Origin of the sequence: Thermococcus sp. GR5 (genome assembly GCF_012027535.1) — an archaeon.
Classification (GTDB): domain Archaea; phylum Methanobacteriota_B; class Thermococci; order Thermococcales; family Thermococcaceae; genus Thermococcus; species Thermococcus onnurineus.
In genome coordinates this window covers 115,710-133,946 of sequence record NZ_SNUN01000001.1, presented here as the reverse complement: position 1 = coordinate 133,946, position 18,237 = coordinate 115,710, and the positions used below count along the sequence as shown (strand labels likewise).

General features: G+C 48.0%; 13 protein-coding genes. 7 read left to right on the top strand and 6 right to left on the bottom strand.

Annotated elements, in window-relative coordinates; genetic code table 11:
* The first annotated feature begins 14 nt into the window (after positions 1-14).
* The 3 genes from E3E33_RS00675 to E3E33_RS00665 are packed head-to-tail and all read left to right on the top strand — an operon-like array spanning position 15 to position 3,338.
* Positions 15-1,139 (top strand): glycosyltransferase family 4 protein, encoded by a 1,125-nt coding sequence (locus E3E33_RS00675; RefSeq protein WP_012572783.1) that lies wholly within the window; start codon positions 15-17, stop codon positions 1,137-1,139.
* The gene (locus E3E33_RS00670; protein ID WP_167711689.1) at positions 1,129-2,247 is read left to right on the top strand and encodes a glycosyltransferase family 2 protein; all 1,119 of its coding nucleotides are present in this window, start codon (positions 1,129-1,131) and stop codon (positions 2,245-2,247) included. The genes E3E33_RS00675 and E3E33_RS00670 overlap by 11 nt, the downstream gene beginning before the upstream one ends.
* On the top strand, positions 2,247-3,338 hold the full coding sequence (locus E3E33_RS00665) for a glycosyltransferase family 4 protein (protein WP_167711688.1): 1,092 nt from the start codon (positions 2,247-2,249) through the stop codon (positions 3,336-3,338). The genes E3E33_RS00670 and E3E33_RS00665 overlap by 1 nt, the downstream gene beginning before the upstream one ends.
* Here the strand turns inward: E3E33_RS00665 and E3E33_RS00660 are convergent.
* The gene (locus E3E33_RS00660; RefSeq protein ID WP_167711687.1) at positions 3,322-4,305 is read right to left on the bottom strand and encodes a hypothetical protein; all 984 of its coding nucleotides are present in this window, start codon (positions 4,303-4,305) and stop codon (positions 3,322-3,324) included. The two genes, E3E33_RS00665 and E3E33_RS00660, sit on opposite strands and share 17 nt — an antisense overlap.
* Before the next feature lie 426 nt (positions 4,306-4,731).
* Here E3E33_RS00660 and E3E33_RS00655 point away from each other — a divergent pair, with 426 nt between their 5' ends.
* From E3E33_RS00655 to E3E33_RS00640, 4 genes are all read left to right on the top strand, one after another.
* On the top strand, positions 4,732-10,104 hold the full coding sequence (locus tag E3E33_RS00655; RefSeq protein WP_167731662.1) for a carboxypeptidase-like regulatory domain-containing protein: 5,373 nt from the start codon (positions 4,732-4,734) through the stop codon (positions 10,102-10,104).
* Positions 10,105-10,193: 89 nt separating this feature from the next.
* Positions 10,194-10,544, top strand: coding sequence for a hypothetical protein (locus E3E33_RS00650; RefSeq protein ID WP_167731661.1), 351 nt, complete (start codon positions 10,194-10,196; stop codon positions 10,542-10,544).
* 78 nt (positions 10,545-10,622) lie between these two features.
* A complete protein-coding gene (locus tag E3E33_RS00645) occupies positions 10,623-11,345 on the top strand; it encodes a hypothetical protein (protein WP_167711685.1) in 723 nt (240 codons plus the stop codon).
* Positions 11,346-11,347: 2 nt separating this feature from the next.
* Entirely contained in the window at positions 11,348-13,600 is a 2,253-nt protein-coding gene (locus E3E33_RS00640; RefSeq protein WP_167711684.1) for a hypothetical protein, read from the top strand.
* A 102-nt stretch (positions 13,601-13,702) separates the two neighbouring features.
* On the opposite strand, the gene E3E33_RS00635 is transcribed toward E3E33_RS00640, so the two are convergent.
* The 5 genes from E3E33_RS00635 to E3E33_RS00615 all read right to left on the bottom strand — a co-directional run bounded on the left by E3E33_RS00635 (position 13,703) and on the right by E3E33_RS00615 (position 18,236).
* Positions 13,703-14,299 carry a TasA family protein gene (locus tag E3E33_RS00635; RefSeq protein WP_167711683.1) on the bottom strand — a complete coding sequence of 199 codons (597 nt, stop codon included), beginning with the start codon at positions 14,297-14,299 and terminating at the stop codon, positions 13,703-13,705.
* Positions 14,300-14,383: 84 nt separating this feature from the next.
* Positions 14,384-15,373 (bottom strand): DUF1616 domain-containing protein, encoded by a 990-nt coding sequence (locus tag E3E33_RS00630; protein ID WP_167711682.1) that lies wholly within the window; start codon positions 15,371-15,373, stop codon positions 14,384-14,386.
* 111 nt (positions 15,374-15,484) lie between these two features.
* Positions 15,485-16,039: a hypothetical protein gene (locus E3E33_RS00625; RefSeq protein ID WP_167711681.1), complete on the bottom strand. Its 555-nt coding sequence runs from the start codon at positions 16,037-16,039 to the stop codon at positions 15,485-15,487.
* Positions 16,036-17,319, bottom strand: coding sequence for a DUF58 domain-containing protein (locus E3E33_RS00620; RefSeq protein ID WP_167711680.1), 1,284 nt, complete (start codon positions 17,317-17,319; stop codon positions 16,036-16,038). The genes E3E33_RS00625 and E3E33_RS00620 overlap by 4 nt, the downstream gene beginning before the upstream one ends.
* Positions 17,316-18,236 (bottom strand): MoxR family ATPase, encoded by a 921-nt coding sequence (locus E3E33_RS00615; RefSeq protein ID WP_012572793.1) that lies wholly within the window; start codon positions 18,234-18,236, stop codon positions 17,316-17,318. Before E3E33_RS00615 ends, E3E33_RS00620 begins: the two co-directional genes overlap by 4 nt.
* Between the last annotated feature and the right edge of the window lies 1 nt (position 18,237).

The following is an 18,237-nucleotide window of genomic DNA, read 5'->3' as shown; positions in this document are numbered from 1 at the left end:
GGGAGAGCAGGATTATGAAGATTGCATTTGTTTATGATGCGTTATATCCAGAAATCAAAGGGGGCGTGGAACGTAGGCTGTATGAAATTGGAAAGAGACTTGCAAAAAGGCATGAGGTGCACTGGTACTCCTTCAATTGGTGGGGTTCTAATAAGCAACTAGAACGTGAAGGTATAATTATCCATGGCGTTGGAAGGCCCGTTCACTTCTACAAAGGTAACAAGCGGGATCCCAAGGAGGCAATAATGTTTTCTTGGAGACTATTGATGAAAAAAGTAAACTCTTACGACATTGTGGACTGCCAGGAGTTCCCTTACTTGCCCAGTTATTCGGCAAAATTCAAATTTGCCGATTCAGGTAATTTTGTAATAACGTGGCATGAGTATTGGGGAGAATATTGGGGAGAATACCTTCCTGCTGGGTCAAGAATTGGGAGATTAGTAGAAGATAACATGCTAAAACTGACAGAGAATCATGTCGTGGTTTCAAAACACACTTTGCAGAGGTTGTGTAAAGTACGAGCGGGGAGATTTGAGTTAATACCTAATGGTATTGACTTCAAAGCCATAAAAAAGGTACCTCCTCATCGGGAGAAGAGATATGATGCAGTATTCGTTGGCAGGCTCGTAGAACATAAAAATGTGATGTTGCTACTAAGAGCGATAAAGCCGATACGGACTGAGTATCCCACATTCAGAGTTGGAATAATTGGGGATGGGCCCCAGAAAAAAGAATTAGAAACTTTCACAAGAAGGCAAGGGCTACAGAAAAATGTAGAATTTCTGGGGTTCTTGGAGGATTTTGAGGAAGTTATAGCGATACTTAAATCTTCTAGGCTCTTAGCTTTCCCTTCTATGAGAGAAGGATTCGGCATGGTCGTTCTTGAAGCAAATGCCTCTGGAATTCCAGTAGTTACCGTGGATGCTCCCTTAAATGCATCAAAAGAACTGATATTGCCTGGAAAGAATGGTTATGTAAGCACTCCTACGCCGGAAGATTTTGCACAGAAAATCTTATTAGCGTGGGAAAATTCTTACAAGATGAGACGACAGTCTATCTCACTTGCAAGGAAATACGACTGGGATAATATCTCTAAGAAGTTGGAAAGATACTACAAGGGTGTGCTGCATGAAACCTGAGGTGACGGTTGTTTTACCTACAAGAAATGAGGAAAGAGCTATATCGATAATGCTGCCCCGTATCAGGGGTGTGCTGGAGAGGCTGGAGGTACCATACGAGATTATTGTTGTGGATAAGAGTGTCGATAAAACCCCTGAAATAGCCGAACAGCTCGGTGCGAAGGTTATTAAGCAGGAAGGTATTGGCTATGGCGATGCATACCTAACTGGGTTCAAACATGCGGATGGAAAGTTCATTATAATGATGGATCCCGATGGTAGCTATGACCCAGAGGATATTCCAAATATCTTGAAGCCCCTCCTAGAGGGGGAGGCAGACTTTGTAATAGGTACCCGGCTGAGGGGGAAGATGGATAGGGGCGCCATGCCCTGGCTTCACAAATATATTGGGAATCCCCTTCTAACCAAAATTCTCAACATCCTCTTCAAAGCTGGAATATCTGACGCTCACTGTGGCATGAGAGCCATAAGAAAGGATGTACTTGATCAACTGCCCCTGAAATGTAGGGGGATGGAGTTTGCGAGTGAAATGGTCATAGAGGCTGCAAAGAAGAATCTGAGGATAGTTGAGGTTCCCATCAGGTACCATCAGAGGATTGGTAAATCAAAGCTCAGCTCCTTTAAAGATGGGTGGAGACACCTGAGACTTATGTTGCTGTATTCCCCATCGCATCTGTTCCTCTTCCCTGGAATACTGCTCCTGGGTATGGGACTTCTGCTTATGGGGTACACTTACTTCATTAACCCAGAGAGACTGCATACAATGATACTCGGCAGTGCACTTACCCTACTCAGTGTTCAGATCCTGAGCTTTGGGATCTCTGCCAAGGTCTATGCGGCTAAGGAGGGGCTGGATGAACCCACAAGACTCACGAACTTCTTTATGAGGTATTCAATCCTCGAGGAGGGCTTGTTGGTCGGGGGGATTATGTTCATTATAGGAATTATGTTAGGTGTCCATATCTTCCTCCAGTGGCAAAACGCGGGATACGGTGCTTTGTTCAAGCTGAAGGAGGCCATTCTTGTACTGACGTTCACGACGATTGGAATCCAGGTAATGTTTTTTGCGTTCTTCGTTAGCATATATCTCCTCAAGGGGGACGATTAATGGAAAAAGACAGAAAGTCTATTCTGATTGTCTCTCCATATTTTTATCCTGAAGGTGGGGGCTTGGAAAGGTATGCATTTCACATGGCCAAACGGCTTGCAAAAGAACATGATGTTGAAGTACTCTGCATGACTAAAGGCTCAGAAAGCAGCGAGGATATGAACGGATTTAGGGTATGCAGGATAAAACCGGAACTTATAGTCTCTAACACACCCATCGGGTTGAAGTTTGTTGTTGCCTTAGCCAAGAGGATGAAACATAAAGATCTAATAATTGCACATACTCCCGTGCCGTTCGCTGCTGATGTGGCTGCAATTCTCTCGGGGATATACGACATTCCGATCAGGATAGTCTACCATACTGTCGGCCTCAAAAAGGGAGCGAGGCTCTTGGATTTCATTGCTGTCATCTACATGGCCACGCTTGAGAGGTTAACGCTTCGGAGGGCGATGATAACTTCAGTATCCCGTTCTGTGTGGGAATATCTGAAAAGGAAGGGGTACAACTCGGAAATCTCATATCCTCCTATGGCTCATAGTCTAATGGAGCACTGTCTCCTAAATCTTCCCGTAAAGAGGAAAAACGTAATCCTTTTCGTAGGCCAGCTTGGGAGGTATCACAGATTCAAGAACCTTGATCTTCTGCTTGGGGCGTTTTCTGAGGTCTCATCACGATATCCAGGATGGGAGTTGTGGATAGTTGGGGACGGTGATATGAAACCCGAATACGTTTCCCTTGTGTCTAAACTTGGAATATCCCAGAGAGTACGGTTTCTGGGGCGGATAAACGACCCTGATGATCTAGCCCGGGTGTACTCTACAGCCAAGATGCTTGTCCTGCCCTCCTCTTTCGAGTCCTTTGGGATGGTGGTTGTGGAGGCTCAAGCATTTGGCGTTCCTGTTGTTATTTCTCCGAATGTGGGTTCGAAGGTGTTTGTTCTGGATGGCAAAACTGGAACTATTATGAAAACTATTAAGATTGAGTCATTGGAGGAGGCCCTTGAGACCCTGATGAGCAATCCCAAACGGCTTAGGAAAATGGCCATTCTCTCACGGAGGTTTACACAACACAGGATCAGATCTTCCCCTTGAGCTTTAGAGTTGAGATCACCCGCTTCAGTCTGATGGTCTCTTTGGTAAAAGATCTGAAGCCAAAACGACGTTCTATTTTGGTTATATCCTTTTTGATATCTCTAATGGGACGCAGTTTTGATTTGTCTCCTTCATCAACCACCCACCACGGCACTAAAGTCAGGCTGGGAATCCTGCCTATACCGTGGCCGTAGACCCTTATCGGGAGAAGTGGAGTAACGATCTCGCCGAAGAGCTCTCCGTGGTCTGCCGTGACAACCGTTCTACCACGGAGTTTGTGGAGTAGTAGCTCCACATAGGGGATGACTATGCGGAGGTTTTCCACGTATGCCTTGATAAGACGATGAAGACTGAAGTAGGCATATATCTCCGAGAGGTATATCTTGTGAGGGGGTTCCCTTGGGAATCCCCGCAGAGAAAAGTCACCCTCTTCAACGGAGTTCTTGATGAGGGTCATTGCATCGTCCTTAAAGTTCCTAAGGGTGAAATATGGGTGATGGGGCTGGAGGAAGTGAATTATTAAGCGTTTGTCTGGGTATTTCTCCATTGCTTTTATCGTCTCGAGGTATACAGCGCTGGGCGGCACCGTGCTGTACTTTTCATCCCAGTGCTTTTTCCATACCGATACAATTCTATGGAACTTCCCGCGAAGGTATCTGTCTACGAAGGGGTTTGCAGTTATGTAAACTATATCATCGTATTGTTCATCATAAAAGTTCTTTACCAGGAACTCGCCAGTCCATGAACCGAGCGAGAATTTTGATTTGAGCTCGCCAGGCAGGTTTCTCTCTAGGAACTCTTGCTTGAATACGTCGAACCTGCAATCATCAAGTATTATGAGGTGATCCCATGGCTCGTTGAATATGGGTTCTCCGGGATTTCTGCGGGTAATCTCGACGATACCTTTCAGGAGGTATTCCTTTGTCTTATGGACAAAGAGGTTGGTTTTTGTCTTTTTGGGATTCATAATTCCAGTATTTCTATATCATCTAAAAATTTTGTTGTGTGGACTTTTTGACTGTCAAGTCTCAAAGTTTGCTATATCCATAAATCGTGATGAACATTTGAAATCATTTTATAAATTGTTTAACTATCAATAGTATGAATTTGTTCAATATGTGTGCCCTTGTACACTCTAACGTTGTTTATGTTACATTTTGCATTACTATCTCTTGTTATATTTTAAAACTAATGCTTGCTACTGGTATATACAGTTGTTTTTTGTCATTTTTTATAGTTTATTTTATGTCCATATATACACAAGTGCACAGTAATACAACTATATCAAGTTGATACTTTACTAACGAAAAATTTATATCATGTATTTGCTTAATACTTCAGTGGCCTACGAGGCCGTCTCTCTATTGACAGAACCAAAGGTGGGTGAAGTGGTATGAATAAATGCAAGAAAGCCCAAATTTTTGGCCTGGTGTTGGCATTTTTGATTCTGGCATCAGTAGTGCCAAGCTTTGCACCAGGCTTTATGACCCCCGTTAAGGCAGCGGGCTACATTACAGGAATTAGTGCGGATACGAACTATGGAGGCTGGGTATTATTCGCAGGTTTTGAATACTTTGTCAACATAACCATTAACGCAACCCAGCAGACATTTGCAAATGTGACATTGTATTACATATACCAGGATGGTCATAATGAAAGCGTTTACAGCAGAGTTAAGCCCATTTCAACAGGCTCCAACACGGTTCTCATAAACTCAACTGATCCCGGGGACATTGATCCATCTTACTCAAAAGTACCTCAGGATGTTGAAAGGGTCACCCTTGTTGTTTATGAGTACGATATTGCCAACGGCAACATTCCTTATACTGGCACCATTTTTGAATTCAACGTTAGGTATCCATTTACAGTAGTCCTTCAGGACATACAGAGCAGTGTTCCGTACTACAATGGAACAGACTGGCTCAATGACAAGGCTCTTGAGTACATACCTTTCAATATGACAGTCAATGTTACCTACGACCCACAGCTCGTTAATAGCTCTTTGATAACGGTTCCATCCAGCCAGATTGTCAACATAACTCTTCCGGACGATAGTGGTCCAAAGGTTCTGCAGATTATCGTAAACATTACTGATAAGACTGATCCCACACTTATCCAGAATAACCATGGTAGTGCATTCGTTGAGCTTAGTGGTGGTGTGAACGCGTCTGATGTGGTGAAAGTAGCATCCACTGCAGGAGGATACACTTACGTTAACAACAGTGCTCTCACTATATATGACTGGGGTCTTGATTACACATACAAAGTCGTACCCTCTGCTACTGACGACCATACTCCGTACAAGTATGTGCCATTTGATCTGTATATGAATCTCACTGCTGTCTTTGCTTTTGGCATAGTGGGGGTTAACGACACTGCAAGTGTAGTAGTTACTAGTGACGTGGTAGGTGGTTCAAACACTACTACCATGATAAACGGTACTGCTGAGATCGTCATTAAAAACCTCATCGTAGATCCGGCCGATGTTACAATTACATTTGCCACACATTGGGAAGAACTCTATGGTGACTTCACAATAACTGGAGCTCCGTGGAACATTTATGTAAGTGACTATACCGTATATTATACCGGTGGGAGCCAGAATGACGATGTGTTCTATGTAAATGTGCCGGCTACTCTCAATGTTGAAGTCCAATACAATCTTACGGCTGTTATTAACTCGACACCGGACTACAAGATACTCCTCAACGGTAATGAGATCGCTAATGGAACATTCGATGTCGTCAATAATTTTGGCTCATTTGAAGTTAACATAACCCCAAATGAGGTCGGTACGATTACGGTTGTCATAAATGACACTACATATCATGTTAGCACGACCATGGACATCCCTGTCAAAGCTTGGAACGTTACTAGTAACTACACAGTTTTCAACTATGGCATCTACCCAGATAATGTCTTCTACGTCAGTATCCCAGCGGATCTTGACATCAGTGCCCAGTTTACTCCTCTGGGAATTTTCCTGAACTCCAGCGTCGTTGTTGAGGTTTATGACATGAACAATAACCTTCTGAACACCATGGTACTACCAATAACTGACAACTTTGGAAGTGGAACTGTTCTTACCAATGTGGCATTCAATGAACCTGGCTATGTGCTCGTAAAGGTTTATAACGACACTTACATGGTCTGGACTAGCTATACTATCCCGATAAAGGACTGGGGCATTTACGTTAGCACAACACCTGCGAATCTTACTGTTGGCCAGACCACAGATATCACCGTCGAGGTGGGAGAGAGTCTCCAGTTCCCAGGAAGCAGAAACGTTAATGTTACCCTTGAACTTCCTGATGGTTACACCGAGACTAAGACCCTCACGCTTGAAGGGCCCATTGCTGCCGGACAGGGCGGTTATTATGGATTTGTGACCTTCGCAAACATAACCGCCAACAGTGTTGGCCTCGCCAAGATCATTGTCACCGACGTTCTTACTGGGAAGACCGTTACCCACTACATGCTCATCGAGCCCAGTTTTACCATAACCAACCGGTACATCGAGGTCACCGCCATGCCGGTCAGCAGTCCAGTTTACGCGTATTTACCGAATACCCTTAACATCGAGCTCCAGTACAAGTCTAAAAGTGGTGACTACATATTCAATGAAGACATTAATACCGAGGCTAATGTCACCATAATTGACGCTGATGGAAATGTCTACACTATCAATTACGTGCCTGTTAAGAATGGATACGTTAAATTTAACTACAATATCCCAGTTAACGGCACTAATCCGATTTACATTGAGGCTGTTGACGCATACAATGCTAGTGTAGTTGGCGTTGCGATGGTTTCAGTGGAGACATGGAATGCTACCTTCGACTTCACTACCGACGGCGACGTCTACCAGTACGTTGACAACACCCTTTACGTGACCGTTTACGTCAACGGCCCGAGCGTCCCGGTCGACGTTACCATTAACGGAGCTTCTGTTGGTTCCTACAGCAATGGTGATGTCATAACTGTCGCCATAGTTGACCCGCAGGGAACCCTCACCTACAATGTCGAGGCTACCTATAATGGCCACGTCGTTGGTACAGGTAGCTACGTCATCGAGCCTATCATCTGGAATGCCACCATAATCGTCGAGCCGGACATGCTCTACTGGGGAATCAGCGACGAGCTTCACGTCAGTGCTGAGCCCACTGGCAATGTCCCACTCATCGCGGACGATCTAAACGTTGACGTCAGCACTAACTACGGAAACGCCAGCGGTGCTGGTGCGATTACAATACTGCTGACCAACCCCACTGACAACGTCACCGGAACCGTCTATGTCTACTACAATGGCCATCTAATAAACTCCACCGCAGTTAGCATACCTGTTGAGAGCTGGGACATAATTGTCCAATACACACCAACAGAGTTCTACTATCTACCACATGGGTATGCCAACCCGCCGCTCATGGGCAACGTGACCCTTAGCCTGCCATGGGATGTGGCCAGTGCTGCGAACGTGGGATTTGAGGTTTCACTTCCGACGCTTGGAATTGGAGGGGGCTCTCAGGGATCCAACTACTTTGACATAGACTTCAGTTGGGCACCTGAGAAGTTCGTCTTCAACCAGAGCGGCGTCGTCCAGATGATCATGATGGTCTTCGACCCGGCCACCAACTTCACGTACTTCGCCCAGACGTACGACATCCCAATAGAGCTTGCTCTTGACGCCACTGTGTCCCCGCAGATAGCCTACGTTAACGTGCCATTTGACCTTATGGTGAACGTCACCTCCATCGCGGCTAGTCCGAACATCACAGTCACCATTGACGGGACCAATTACACCGCAACTGCCTACCAGAATGGAGTCATTGTTATATCAGACGTTGTTCTTGAGCAGAACGGAATCTATACAGTCGTCATCCATGATAATGCCCTAAACGCCACAATAACTAGGGCACTTGAGGTTCGTGACTGGCATATTGAGGTAACCGCTACTCCGTCCAACATAACTGCCGGTAGTATGTACAACGTGAACTTTACAATAGCATTTGTTGACGAGATGGGTGATATGGTCAACATCACCAGTATGGCCTGTCTTATGCTTGAGTTCAGCAATAACAGCATTATACCAAGTGGTTTCTACACTTGGATGATACCCATCACAGAGGGTCATGGAGCAATAGTTAATGCACCTATCTTTGCTCCAGTTGCTGGAACCTTCCAGATTATGGTGGCTAGTAAGTACGGAATGAAGAACGACACAGAGACTATAATGGTCAACGCGCCCAACCCCGCTGACTTGACCTACGTCTATGTTAACATCAGAAAAGAAGGTTCCCTTGAGCCGCCCGGAGAGCCAGTTAGACTATACTGGGGAATCGAGATTGGCGGAGTCAAGAAGTACTTCCCGGTCTACAACCCGGTCTACAACGCCGACTACTCTGAAGGAATGTTCGAGCTGTATCCACAGCAGCCCTTCAACCTGTACGTCATAGCGGTTCCGTCCACCATTAACTATCCAATCGTAGAGGAAGGGCAGAACTATACCTGGGAGAATGTCCTCCAGTACGTCAACGAAACTTGGTACGAGCTTAACAAGACCGTTACAGCCACTTCGATCGACAATGGCTGGTCTATAATGGTCAACGTCTCCAAGTACAAGGTTAACCTCGTTAATATCACAAAAGACATTTACAACCTTCAGGTTACCAACGTTCCGGGACTCATCCAGATAGTTCCAGGGTCTGCTTCGGTCCAAGGTAATGCTATATTTAGTGGAGTCACTATGGAAACATATCACTACGAGGACTTTATGAGAGACCTCATGGCCGAGCCCGCTGAAGGCGCAACCATTATAACCATTGAACCCAATGAACTGGCCCTAGAGCTTCTTGACGATACTATGTTCAAACCAACTCAGGCCGGTGAGTACTTCACCTTTAAAGCGATGTTGAGCATTACCAACGCTGAGGAGCAGTTCGATGCTCAGTGGATGCTATTCGAGGACTGGATCAACAATATAACTTTCCTCAATGACACTGAAAAGCAAGAGATAATTGCCGAAATATTGGCCAGTGTTGGCAACGTCTCAGAACTCAACGGTCCTGTCGCCAATGAGACATTGGACTTCCACATAGACAATATGGCCATAGCTTACCTCGAGCCAACCAACGCTACCACTGACGAGACTGGAAGCGCCATCTTTAAGGTCTGTACGCAGGCCACTCCAGATATGACTCCGGAGGAGCTTATTACCCTCATGGGAGCAGTTGACGTCTGGGCTGCTTACGATGGGCTAGCCAGCAACGACATCGTTGTCGAGTTCGGTGGTACCAGTTCAATTTCAGGTGACATAACCGATGACAGTGGAAACCAGGTGCCAGGAGCCACCGTTATCTTGAAGATATGGAACGGCACTACTTGGGTCAACGCCACCGACTTCGAGGGCAACGTCCTCACCGCTGTCTCCGCCGAGGACGGACACTACGCCATAAGCAACGTCCCGGCCTCCGTTGACGGCAGCAAGTACATGATCGTCGCCACCAAGGGCAACCTCACCGGCTACGCTTACGTGACCGTCTACCCGTTCGCCACCTCAACCGCCGACGTCAAGCTCCGCGGAACCATCGAGACCAGCGGATTCGCGATGTATTCGGAGAGGATCGCCAACGCCGACACGGTCTACTTTATCTTCAACAACCTCGGAACGCCAGATGCATTCTCGACTTCCCAGTACATAGCCCGCACCGTCCCGATTGACGTCAGAACCAAGTCAGTCTCGCTGACCAGTTCGACTTCGCCCAACTGACCGCCAACGACGTCCTCATCTCTGTTGGTGGACCTCTCGTCAACCCGGTCACCGCGGCCTACGAGGACATAGCCCCGGTCCACATGGTGGTGGACGGCATGATAACCATCGTCACCCCGCAGGGCAACTTCACTTGGCAGCCTCCTACTCCGTGGTGGAACGCCACCAAGGGCTACTTCATCATACAGCTCTTCGAGGACAACAGTGGAGCACTTGTAGTCACCATCTACGGTACTGATGCCGACAGCACCGCGGCCGGAGCCTACTACTTCATAACCCAGGTCTCCCCGAACATCGACAGCTACAACGGCATTCGTTACATCGTTGGACTGTGGGAGGACACCGAGCCCGGAGCTGACGTGCCGTTGCCGGGTGCTGACCTCGGAGACACTAGTGGATTCAGTGCCGGCGACAGCATAACCATTGTGGCCGAGGGTTGATTTTCCAAGCTTTTTTTCTCTTCATTTACCGAAACTTTTTAATTCTGCCATTTTCAAAAGAGTTGTCGGGGGATTAGTGTGAAATGGGAGCATTATCTGCTAGCTATAATGGTAATTCTTGTCATTGGTAGCATTGTATTAATAAACTCCCAAAGGGCTCCTGGGTTCTCAAAAGTTTATTTTGATAGCACTACTGTACCGGCATATTTGACTCCTAATACCACATATAGCATAGTTTTCATTATCGAATCTCATGAGAAGGGCCCCGAGGAATATTCCTTCAAGATTTACCTAAATGATATGGTGATTAAGGACGGTAATATTTCACTCAACCCCGGTAGCATGGCTCAGGTATCCTTCGAATTCTTTATCGAGAATGTAACTTACCGAAGGGTTGTGTTGTGGGAACAAACTACGACTTACAATCTAAGTGGAATATATGATATCACAGGTAATTATATGAGATGGGGAGGTATCCTGATTGTTAATGATTCATATGGATCGCGGCTGCTTGAGCACTTACCCCCCTCGTACGCTGGGCCGAGCAATTTGAGCTTTCTCATGAATACCTCTAAAAATGTCACTGTCACTAAGATAGTTGAGAACAGGAGTAACACCAGCACGGTTGTGAAGGAATACCAGCTGATGTTGCTTAAACTGGGAGAGGACAGGTACAGAGTCATCGTCAAGGAATCCAAAATAATGTATCTGCCCGAATCGCTCACGATAAGAGTGGTGGTTGAAACAAGTAATGGGAAAGTGTATCAGATATTCAAACGTCTTCCCCTCGCGGAGGGTTAGAGGTGCAGACGCAGGTGGCGGTTTTAACTCTTTTGCTGGTTATCTCCACAATAAGCGCATACTTAATCATGGATGGGAAAGCTAATTTCCGGCTTAAACTTCTGGCGATAATCTTGTTCTCTGGTGTAGTTATTTTCTACATAAGAATCGGCTTTGGGAGGTATTTCACGACCATAGATGAATCCTACTATGTGTCCCTCCTAGGAGATTCTCTATGGTATAAGACCTCGATAGTTTCTGGCTATATAACCCCATTTTCCCTTCATCTTGTTTATTCTTTTTCTTCTGACGTGATTGGTATAGTAGTGAGATACTCCATTGTAGTAGCTGTTCTGTATATACTTATCTTGTTTTTTGCTTACCAAAGGAATGGTGTGTCCAAAAACCATGCCCTGTTGGCGATTCTACTGCTCTTCATAACTCCATTATATTGGTGGTCGGTCATTCAAATAAGGCCCCAGCAGATTGGAGTGCTGGTTGGACTTATCCTTGCAGTTCTTATCGTGACAGGACGCCCCACGTTTAGGTTTTTCGTTGGGGTTTTGATACTGTACGTAGCGCTTATTTTTGCTCACGTTCTGTCTTTTATTCTGTATTCTGCTGTTTTTGTTATGTACCTTGCCTTGTTAATACTATGGGAGAATAAACCCCGGGAAAACGCGAAAAAGTACCTTACTGTTGCAGTTTCAATAATTGTTTCGTGGATTGTGTTTGTGACGTTTCCATACTCTTCAAATCTCTTTAAGAACATGACATGGATTGCAAATAATGTATTAAATCTTCAAATGTCGGTACAGACATTCTATGTTGCCTCGACTTTTGTTATGGAGATGTTTCTTGCCATTGTGTATCTCATGGCGAAATATTTTAGCAGTCATAATCCGATTAACTTGGATTCCCTTAAGGTGCCCCTACTCAAACTTGTTGATGCAGAGGTGAATGTTTTTCGGAGATATCTGCTCTGGATAGTGGTTGGGGTGGCGGTTCTTGTTGTCTTTTACGTTCAGTTTGAACTAGGTGCTCAGATATACACTCGGGTTTACAATAATTCAACCGCAGCCGTAGTGTTCTTCCAGATGGGGAACCTGTTTTTTGCACTGTTCTTTTTGAGAGGATTCTTCATGAAGATAAGAGAAAACACAATGACGGATTTTGACATCCTGTCCGTGCTGTGGATCCCAATAGGAGTGGCTCTCCTCATTATTTCGTTTTTCATGCCAAAAGGAAGCAGCATATGGGGGTTTCATAATTGGCTGGTACGAACACTCCAGTATTTTGTTGTATTTGCGTCTCCAATTGTGGCATATTCGATTATGGGGGATATAACTCCCAAAAATTCTGTCAGAATGAGATCTATGCTGTCCCTCCTCCTTGGAATCCTGATCATAATTAGTGTGTTGAACACCATTAGGATCCCGGGCATATACAATTATGATACCATCTGGACTCCAGAACTGGTTAACGTCTGCCAAGAATCTCCGGTATCTGCTATTTACACGCCCCGGGTGGAGAGGTCGGTATACTACACGTTTGCCATGAACAACTTGCTCAAGGTTTGTGGAGGATATCTAAAAGACCCGAACAGTAAATCACCAACGTACCTTATACTTTCTTCGGATCAGCTCTACGTGTACATTCCGGATTACCGGCCCATTGGGTTAGGAGCCTTTGAGAACAGTCTACAGGATGTCGGGGGGATTGCTTGGATAATCGCAGGAGGAAACAGAGATGAGGTAGGGGAATACGCCCTATCATTACTCGGAAATGCTGTACCGGTACCGGTTGAAAAGGACGGTGATTCATGCCCTCTGAGCCCAGACCGGATAGGATATCCCACTGTACTCGTTGGAGGAAAAGCCGTTAACCCCTGCACGTTGCGCTTGGTGGAGGAGCACGTTGTCCCTGTGTATTTGGATTCTTATTCCGTGAGAACACCCACTGGAATGTACTCAGTCTCACATGCTGATGCTTGGTGGAATGTGGAAGATGGGCTGTTCGTCATACAAGCTGTCGAATATTACAACACTCCGGTTTTAATAATCGAAGGTACGAATGTCGATGCCACCCTTGCTGCTGTGTACTACTTCGTTGAAGAGGTGTATCCGAATCTGTTTCTCAAATACCAGAACACCAAATACATTGTGGGGAAATGGGAAGAGGATGACGACACTGTAATTGACGTTGCGAAATTGACTTCACAGGATACCAACGGATTTAGCCCTGGGGATAAAATCACGATTCTCGAAACGGGATAGCCTTAACGGAGTGATTTAGATTTTAGCAGTTCTCTATTCCATATTTCTGGTTTGATTTTTGTTATACGGGTAAATGTTGAAGGATGAGGAGAGTTTAAAAGCTCACTGCTCTGCGTTTATCTTCATGTCCACCTCCACCCTGTCGGTCTGGCACTCGTTGCCCGCTTCTGGTGAGAACCTTATCCTCATGACGATCTTTAGCACCTCACCCTCTCCCAGGGAGCCTTTGAAGAGCTCTATCTCCTCCCCGTCAAGTTCCCTCAGTGTTCTGCCCGCCACCTCCGTCAGGTCGGTGGTTGTGCCTCCGTGCTGTACTGAGAGGCCCGTTATCACGAGGTAGCCGCTCAGTTCGCCTCTCTCTGTGGTGTTGTCGACTTCCTTCTCGGCGGGGGAGAGGGCACCGTCCTCCAGGTCGTTAACGTAAATGGTCATAGTAATCCTCGAAACCTCGAGGTCCCCGCGGTTTTTCACGTAAAAGGTTACGGTTTTCTCGTCGCCAGGCATTAAATCCGAGAAGTCGAAGAGCTTGAGGCCGTTGTAGAACCTCTCTCCGTCTTTGCTTATTCCTATATCGAACTTTCCGGAGGAGATCTCGTTGTTCTCAGAGAGGGCTATGTCCGTGAATAGGGAGCTGGAGAGCCCCGCGAGCGCAACCAGCAGCAGAAGGGCCGCACTCAGCACAACTTCTCTACGTCTCATTTCCACCACCAGCGATAGTATTCAACTAGTGATTACGTGGGATGGACTTATAAAATTTTCTCTCAAAATAGTAAGAAATAGGGCTCAGGAGGTCACCTTCACGTTAAGCTTGAGGCTCTGCACCGTGCCGTTTATCGCCTCAAGGATGAGGTTCTTGGCATCGGTTTCAGCGTAGTTCCCGTCCAACGGTGCCGGCGGGAGCTCTGGCGGTTCATCCTTGAAGAGGAGGAACCAGACCTGCCACTGGCCGGGTTTATCGATGCTGAGGGTGTAGTTGGTCTCGAACTGGGGCGTCCAGTTGCCCTCGATGTTGACGGGAACGTCGGGTAAGGTGACGTTGAACCAGCCCGGCATGGGGTACATCTCGTATATTATCGTCGTGTTGGTCGTGCTGTCCCACGTCAGGTTGACGAGCCATATCTGGACATAGTAGGTTACGTTCCTGTTCTCGTGGTTCACTATGCCTATTATAACCCTACCTTCCTGGCCTACCCTCAGTTCGGTTGGGTAATCGGCGGCCTTGCCCTCCGGCCCGAGAATGTAGAACTCCGTGAAGGCCTCGCCGGGCTTCGGGTGGGTTATGACGTAGCCCAGCGTTCCAATGGATGTTATGATGGCGATTATCAGGATCACCGTGAGGGCCTTGTCGAGCTTGCTCGACTCCTCCCATTCAAGTTCTTTCTTCACGTCCTCGAGCGTTATCCATGGAATCCACGGCTCGAAGGCCTTTGCTCTGCGGTAGATGGCGATGATTGAAAAAGCAATGTTGAAAATCGTCAGGCTGACGAGTATTGGGATGAGCCTTATACCCCAGGGGGTGTAGTTGAGGCCGAGGCCTATGAGTGGAACAATGGCTATGCTGAGGCCGAAGCTGAGGGCGAGCCTTTCGAGGTTGTCGAGCTCCTTCCTGTTGGGAAAGAGGGCAGTTATGAAGACGTAGCCCGGGAAGAAGAGTACAAAGGCTAATCCAAGGGCTTTTCTGAGAAGGCTGTCCGGTGCGTAGAAAATCAGAAGGTCGAGCAGAATTGAGAGAGTGATGATTGTGAGCAGGTCCCAGTAGTCCTTGAGCTTCATTCACTTCCCCCCTTTGGGCGTCTTCGCCCGGTTTAAAACCCTTTTCCTCCGGAACCTAGAATAGATTGGGAGTACCTGTGCAGCCATCCTTGAGCACGTCGGGCTGGACATTCACTCCCCCTCAAACAGCTTCACCTCGAGGAACTCAACATCCTTCCGCTCGGCGAAGAGGATGAAGAGCAGTCCCAGGCCGATGATGACGAAGGCCTGAGCCACGGGGTCGGTGAGGCTGTCCCTTGTCAGGTACATCACCGCCGCTGAAAGTCCCAGCCAGCCGGCGAGGTATGCAGTCGCTTTCCCGAAGTGCCTGTAGGATGAGTAGAGAACTACTGCTATGAGGACTATCAGGAATGTGTAGTCCGTCACGGCCGAGACTATTAGAACCGCTGAGAGGATGAGCTCTTCCCTTTCGACCCTGATTCCTCTGAGAACGTCGTCGAGCGCGAGGACCGTGGAGAGGGCCACAAACACGGCAAGCTTGAGTCCTTCCCATGTGTAGATGGAAGTACTGGGAAGCGATACCGCTATGGAGAGGACATAGAGGTAGAAAGCGGCCAGTGAGGCATTCCTGCTCCTTAACCTCAGCAGATAAGCCAGCATGATCAGGAGGAAGACGTAGTTTTTGAGCACTATTCCAGTTAGGATGGTCGCTATCAGCCCTATCACAGCCTACCCACCACCCTTGGAAGCACGTCTCGGGGGCCGACTTCAATGACCTTTATCCAGCCCCTGACTTTCCTCATGACCTCCTTCCTCTCGCGGTAGCCGCGGTAGAGGGTCTCCAGCTCTCTTTCGGTCAGCCCCTCTTTGCTGACGAAGAATACAGGGTTTGGATACAGGAGGACGGCCTTTGAGCCTTTTCTCTCGAGCACCCTCGCTGCTTTGATTATCTCCCTCGGGTGGAGGCCGAGGTCATCGACCATTATCACGTACGCCCCGCTCTTGACTTCCATTGCCGCTTTGAGGGGACCCGAGGCGCTGGAGCCGCGCTTCATCTTCAGTACCAGTCTCCCTATCGTCGATGGGGACGACAGGCCGGATGGCTTCAGCGGGGGCAAACCTTTCTCGCCCCTGAGTCCGAGCTCGGAGACGAGTGTCAGCGGGTCACTTGCGTGCTCTATTACCCTGACGATGCCCGCCTCGTCATAGGCTACAACCTTCACGCTGTGGCCGAACCTCCTGAAGTAGGCGGAAAGCTGTGCTATGATGAGGACGAGGTAGTCTATCTTGCCCGCCTTTAGCTCCCTGCGGAACTTGCGGTCGACGTTGACGAGCAGGTAAACATCAGCGAGGCTTTCCCTCCTGAAGACTCTGACTATAAGCGTGTTGAGCCTTGAGGTGGCCTTCCAGTCGATTTTGGTTATATCATCCCCTGGAAGGAACTCCCTGAGCTCCTCGAAGTCAAGGGTCTCTGCCCCGATTCCAAGGGCCCTCTCGACCTCGGCCAGGGCCTCGACCTGGCGCCTTTCCCTCATGGCCTCTTTTATGCTTCTGGGTGATGGGAAGATAGTCATCTCTCCGTGTTCTATCACAGGGAAGTCCTTCTTAAAGAGCCCGCGCTCATCCTCGAAAGTCGCCTCTGCTTTGATCGCTATCCTGCCCTTAGCCTGGGGAACTATCGTCTGCTCGAGATATTTCTTATCGCCGGGATTCAGGAAGGTCCTGAGCTCCCTAGCGAAGACGCTCTTCGATGTTTCCCTTATCCTCAGTACGCCCGTAACCCCGGAGAGATTCTCGACTTTGATCCTGGCCTTTACAGGCTCCCTCTCGGTTCCTCTCTCCGGAACGGTTCTCTCGACCCTTACACTGGGCTCAAAGCTTAACCTTGCGAGGGCGTAGTGGGCCATTATCCCGACCGCCATCAGCGCCGCCGCTGGGCTGCCCATCAGGTAAGCGGCGGCCGAAAGGACTGCCGCGAGGGAGAGCAAGACTCCTGCCCTTTTCATTCCGTTGGCACCTCTACCCTTTCGAGGACTTCCCTTACAATGGTCTTCCCGTCGATGCCGTCCACCTCGTACTCAGGCTTGACGACGATCCTGTGGGAGATGACTGGAATAGCCAGCCATTTAACGTCATCCGGGATGACGTAGCTCCTCCCTTCTAGGTAGGCCTTAACCTTGGCGGTGTAGAGGAGATGCTCGCCAGCCCTTGGCGAGGCTCCAAGGATCACCCTCTCGTCGAGCCTCGTCTCCTTGACGATGGCGTATATATAGTCGATTGCTGCCTCACTCACGTGGACTCTCATGGCCTCTCTTCTGGCCCTGGCCAGCTCGCTCCCGAGGACGACCTGGTTTGCTTCCGAGAACTGCCCCAGGCTCTTCATCCTGAGCATTGCCTTCTCGCTCTCCTCGGGGAGGTAAGTGAGGTCTATCTTCATCATAAACCTGTCAATCTGCGCGGTAGGGAGCTCGTAGACACCCTCCATTTCCACAGGGTTCATCGTCGCGAGGACTATGAACGGCTCCGGGAGCTTGAGGGGGAGGCCCTCTATGGTGACCTGTCGCTCCTCCATCGCCTCGAGGAGAGCTGACTGTGTCTTTGGAGAGGCACGGTTTATCTCGTCGACGAGAACGACGTTGGCAAAGATGGGGCCCTTTCTTATCTTGAACTCCCCGGTTCGCATGTCGTAAAAGGTGTGGCCGATTATGTCTGCCGGCAGTATGTCTGGCGTCATCTGTATCCTCGAGAACTTCAGTCCAAGGGTCTGTGCGAAGTTCTTGCTCAGGGTCGTTTTCGCTATTCCCGGGACTCCTTCCAGGAGCACGTGCCCGTTGGCTATAATGGCTATCGTCATCAGCTCGATCACATCGTCCATTCCGACTATTGCCTTTCCAACCTCGGCCTTAATCTTCTCGAGTATCATA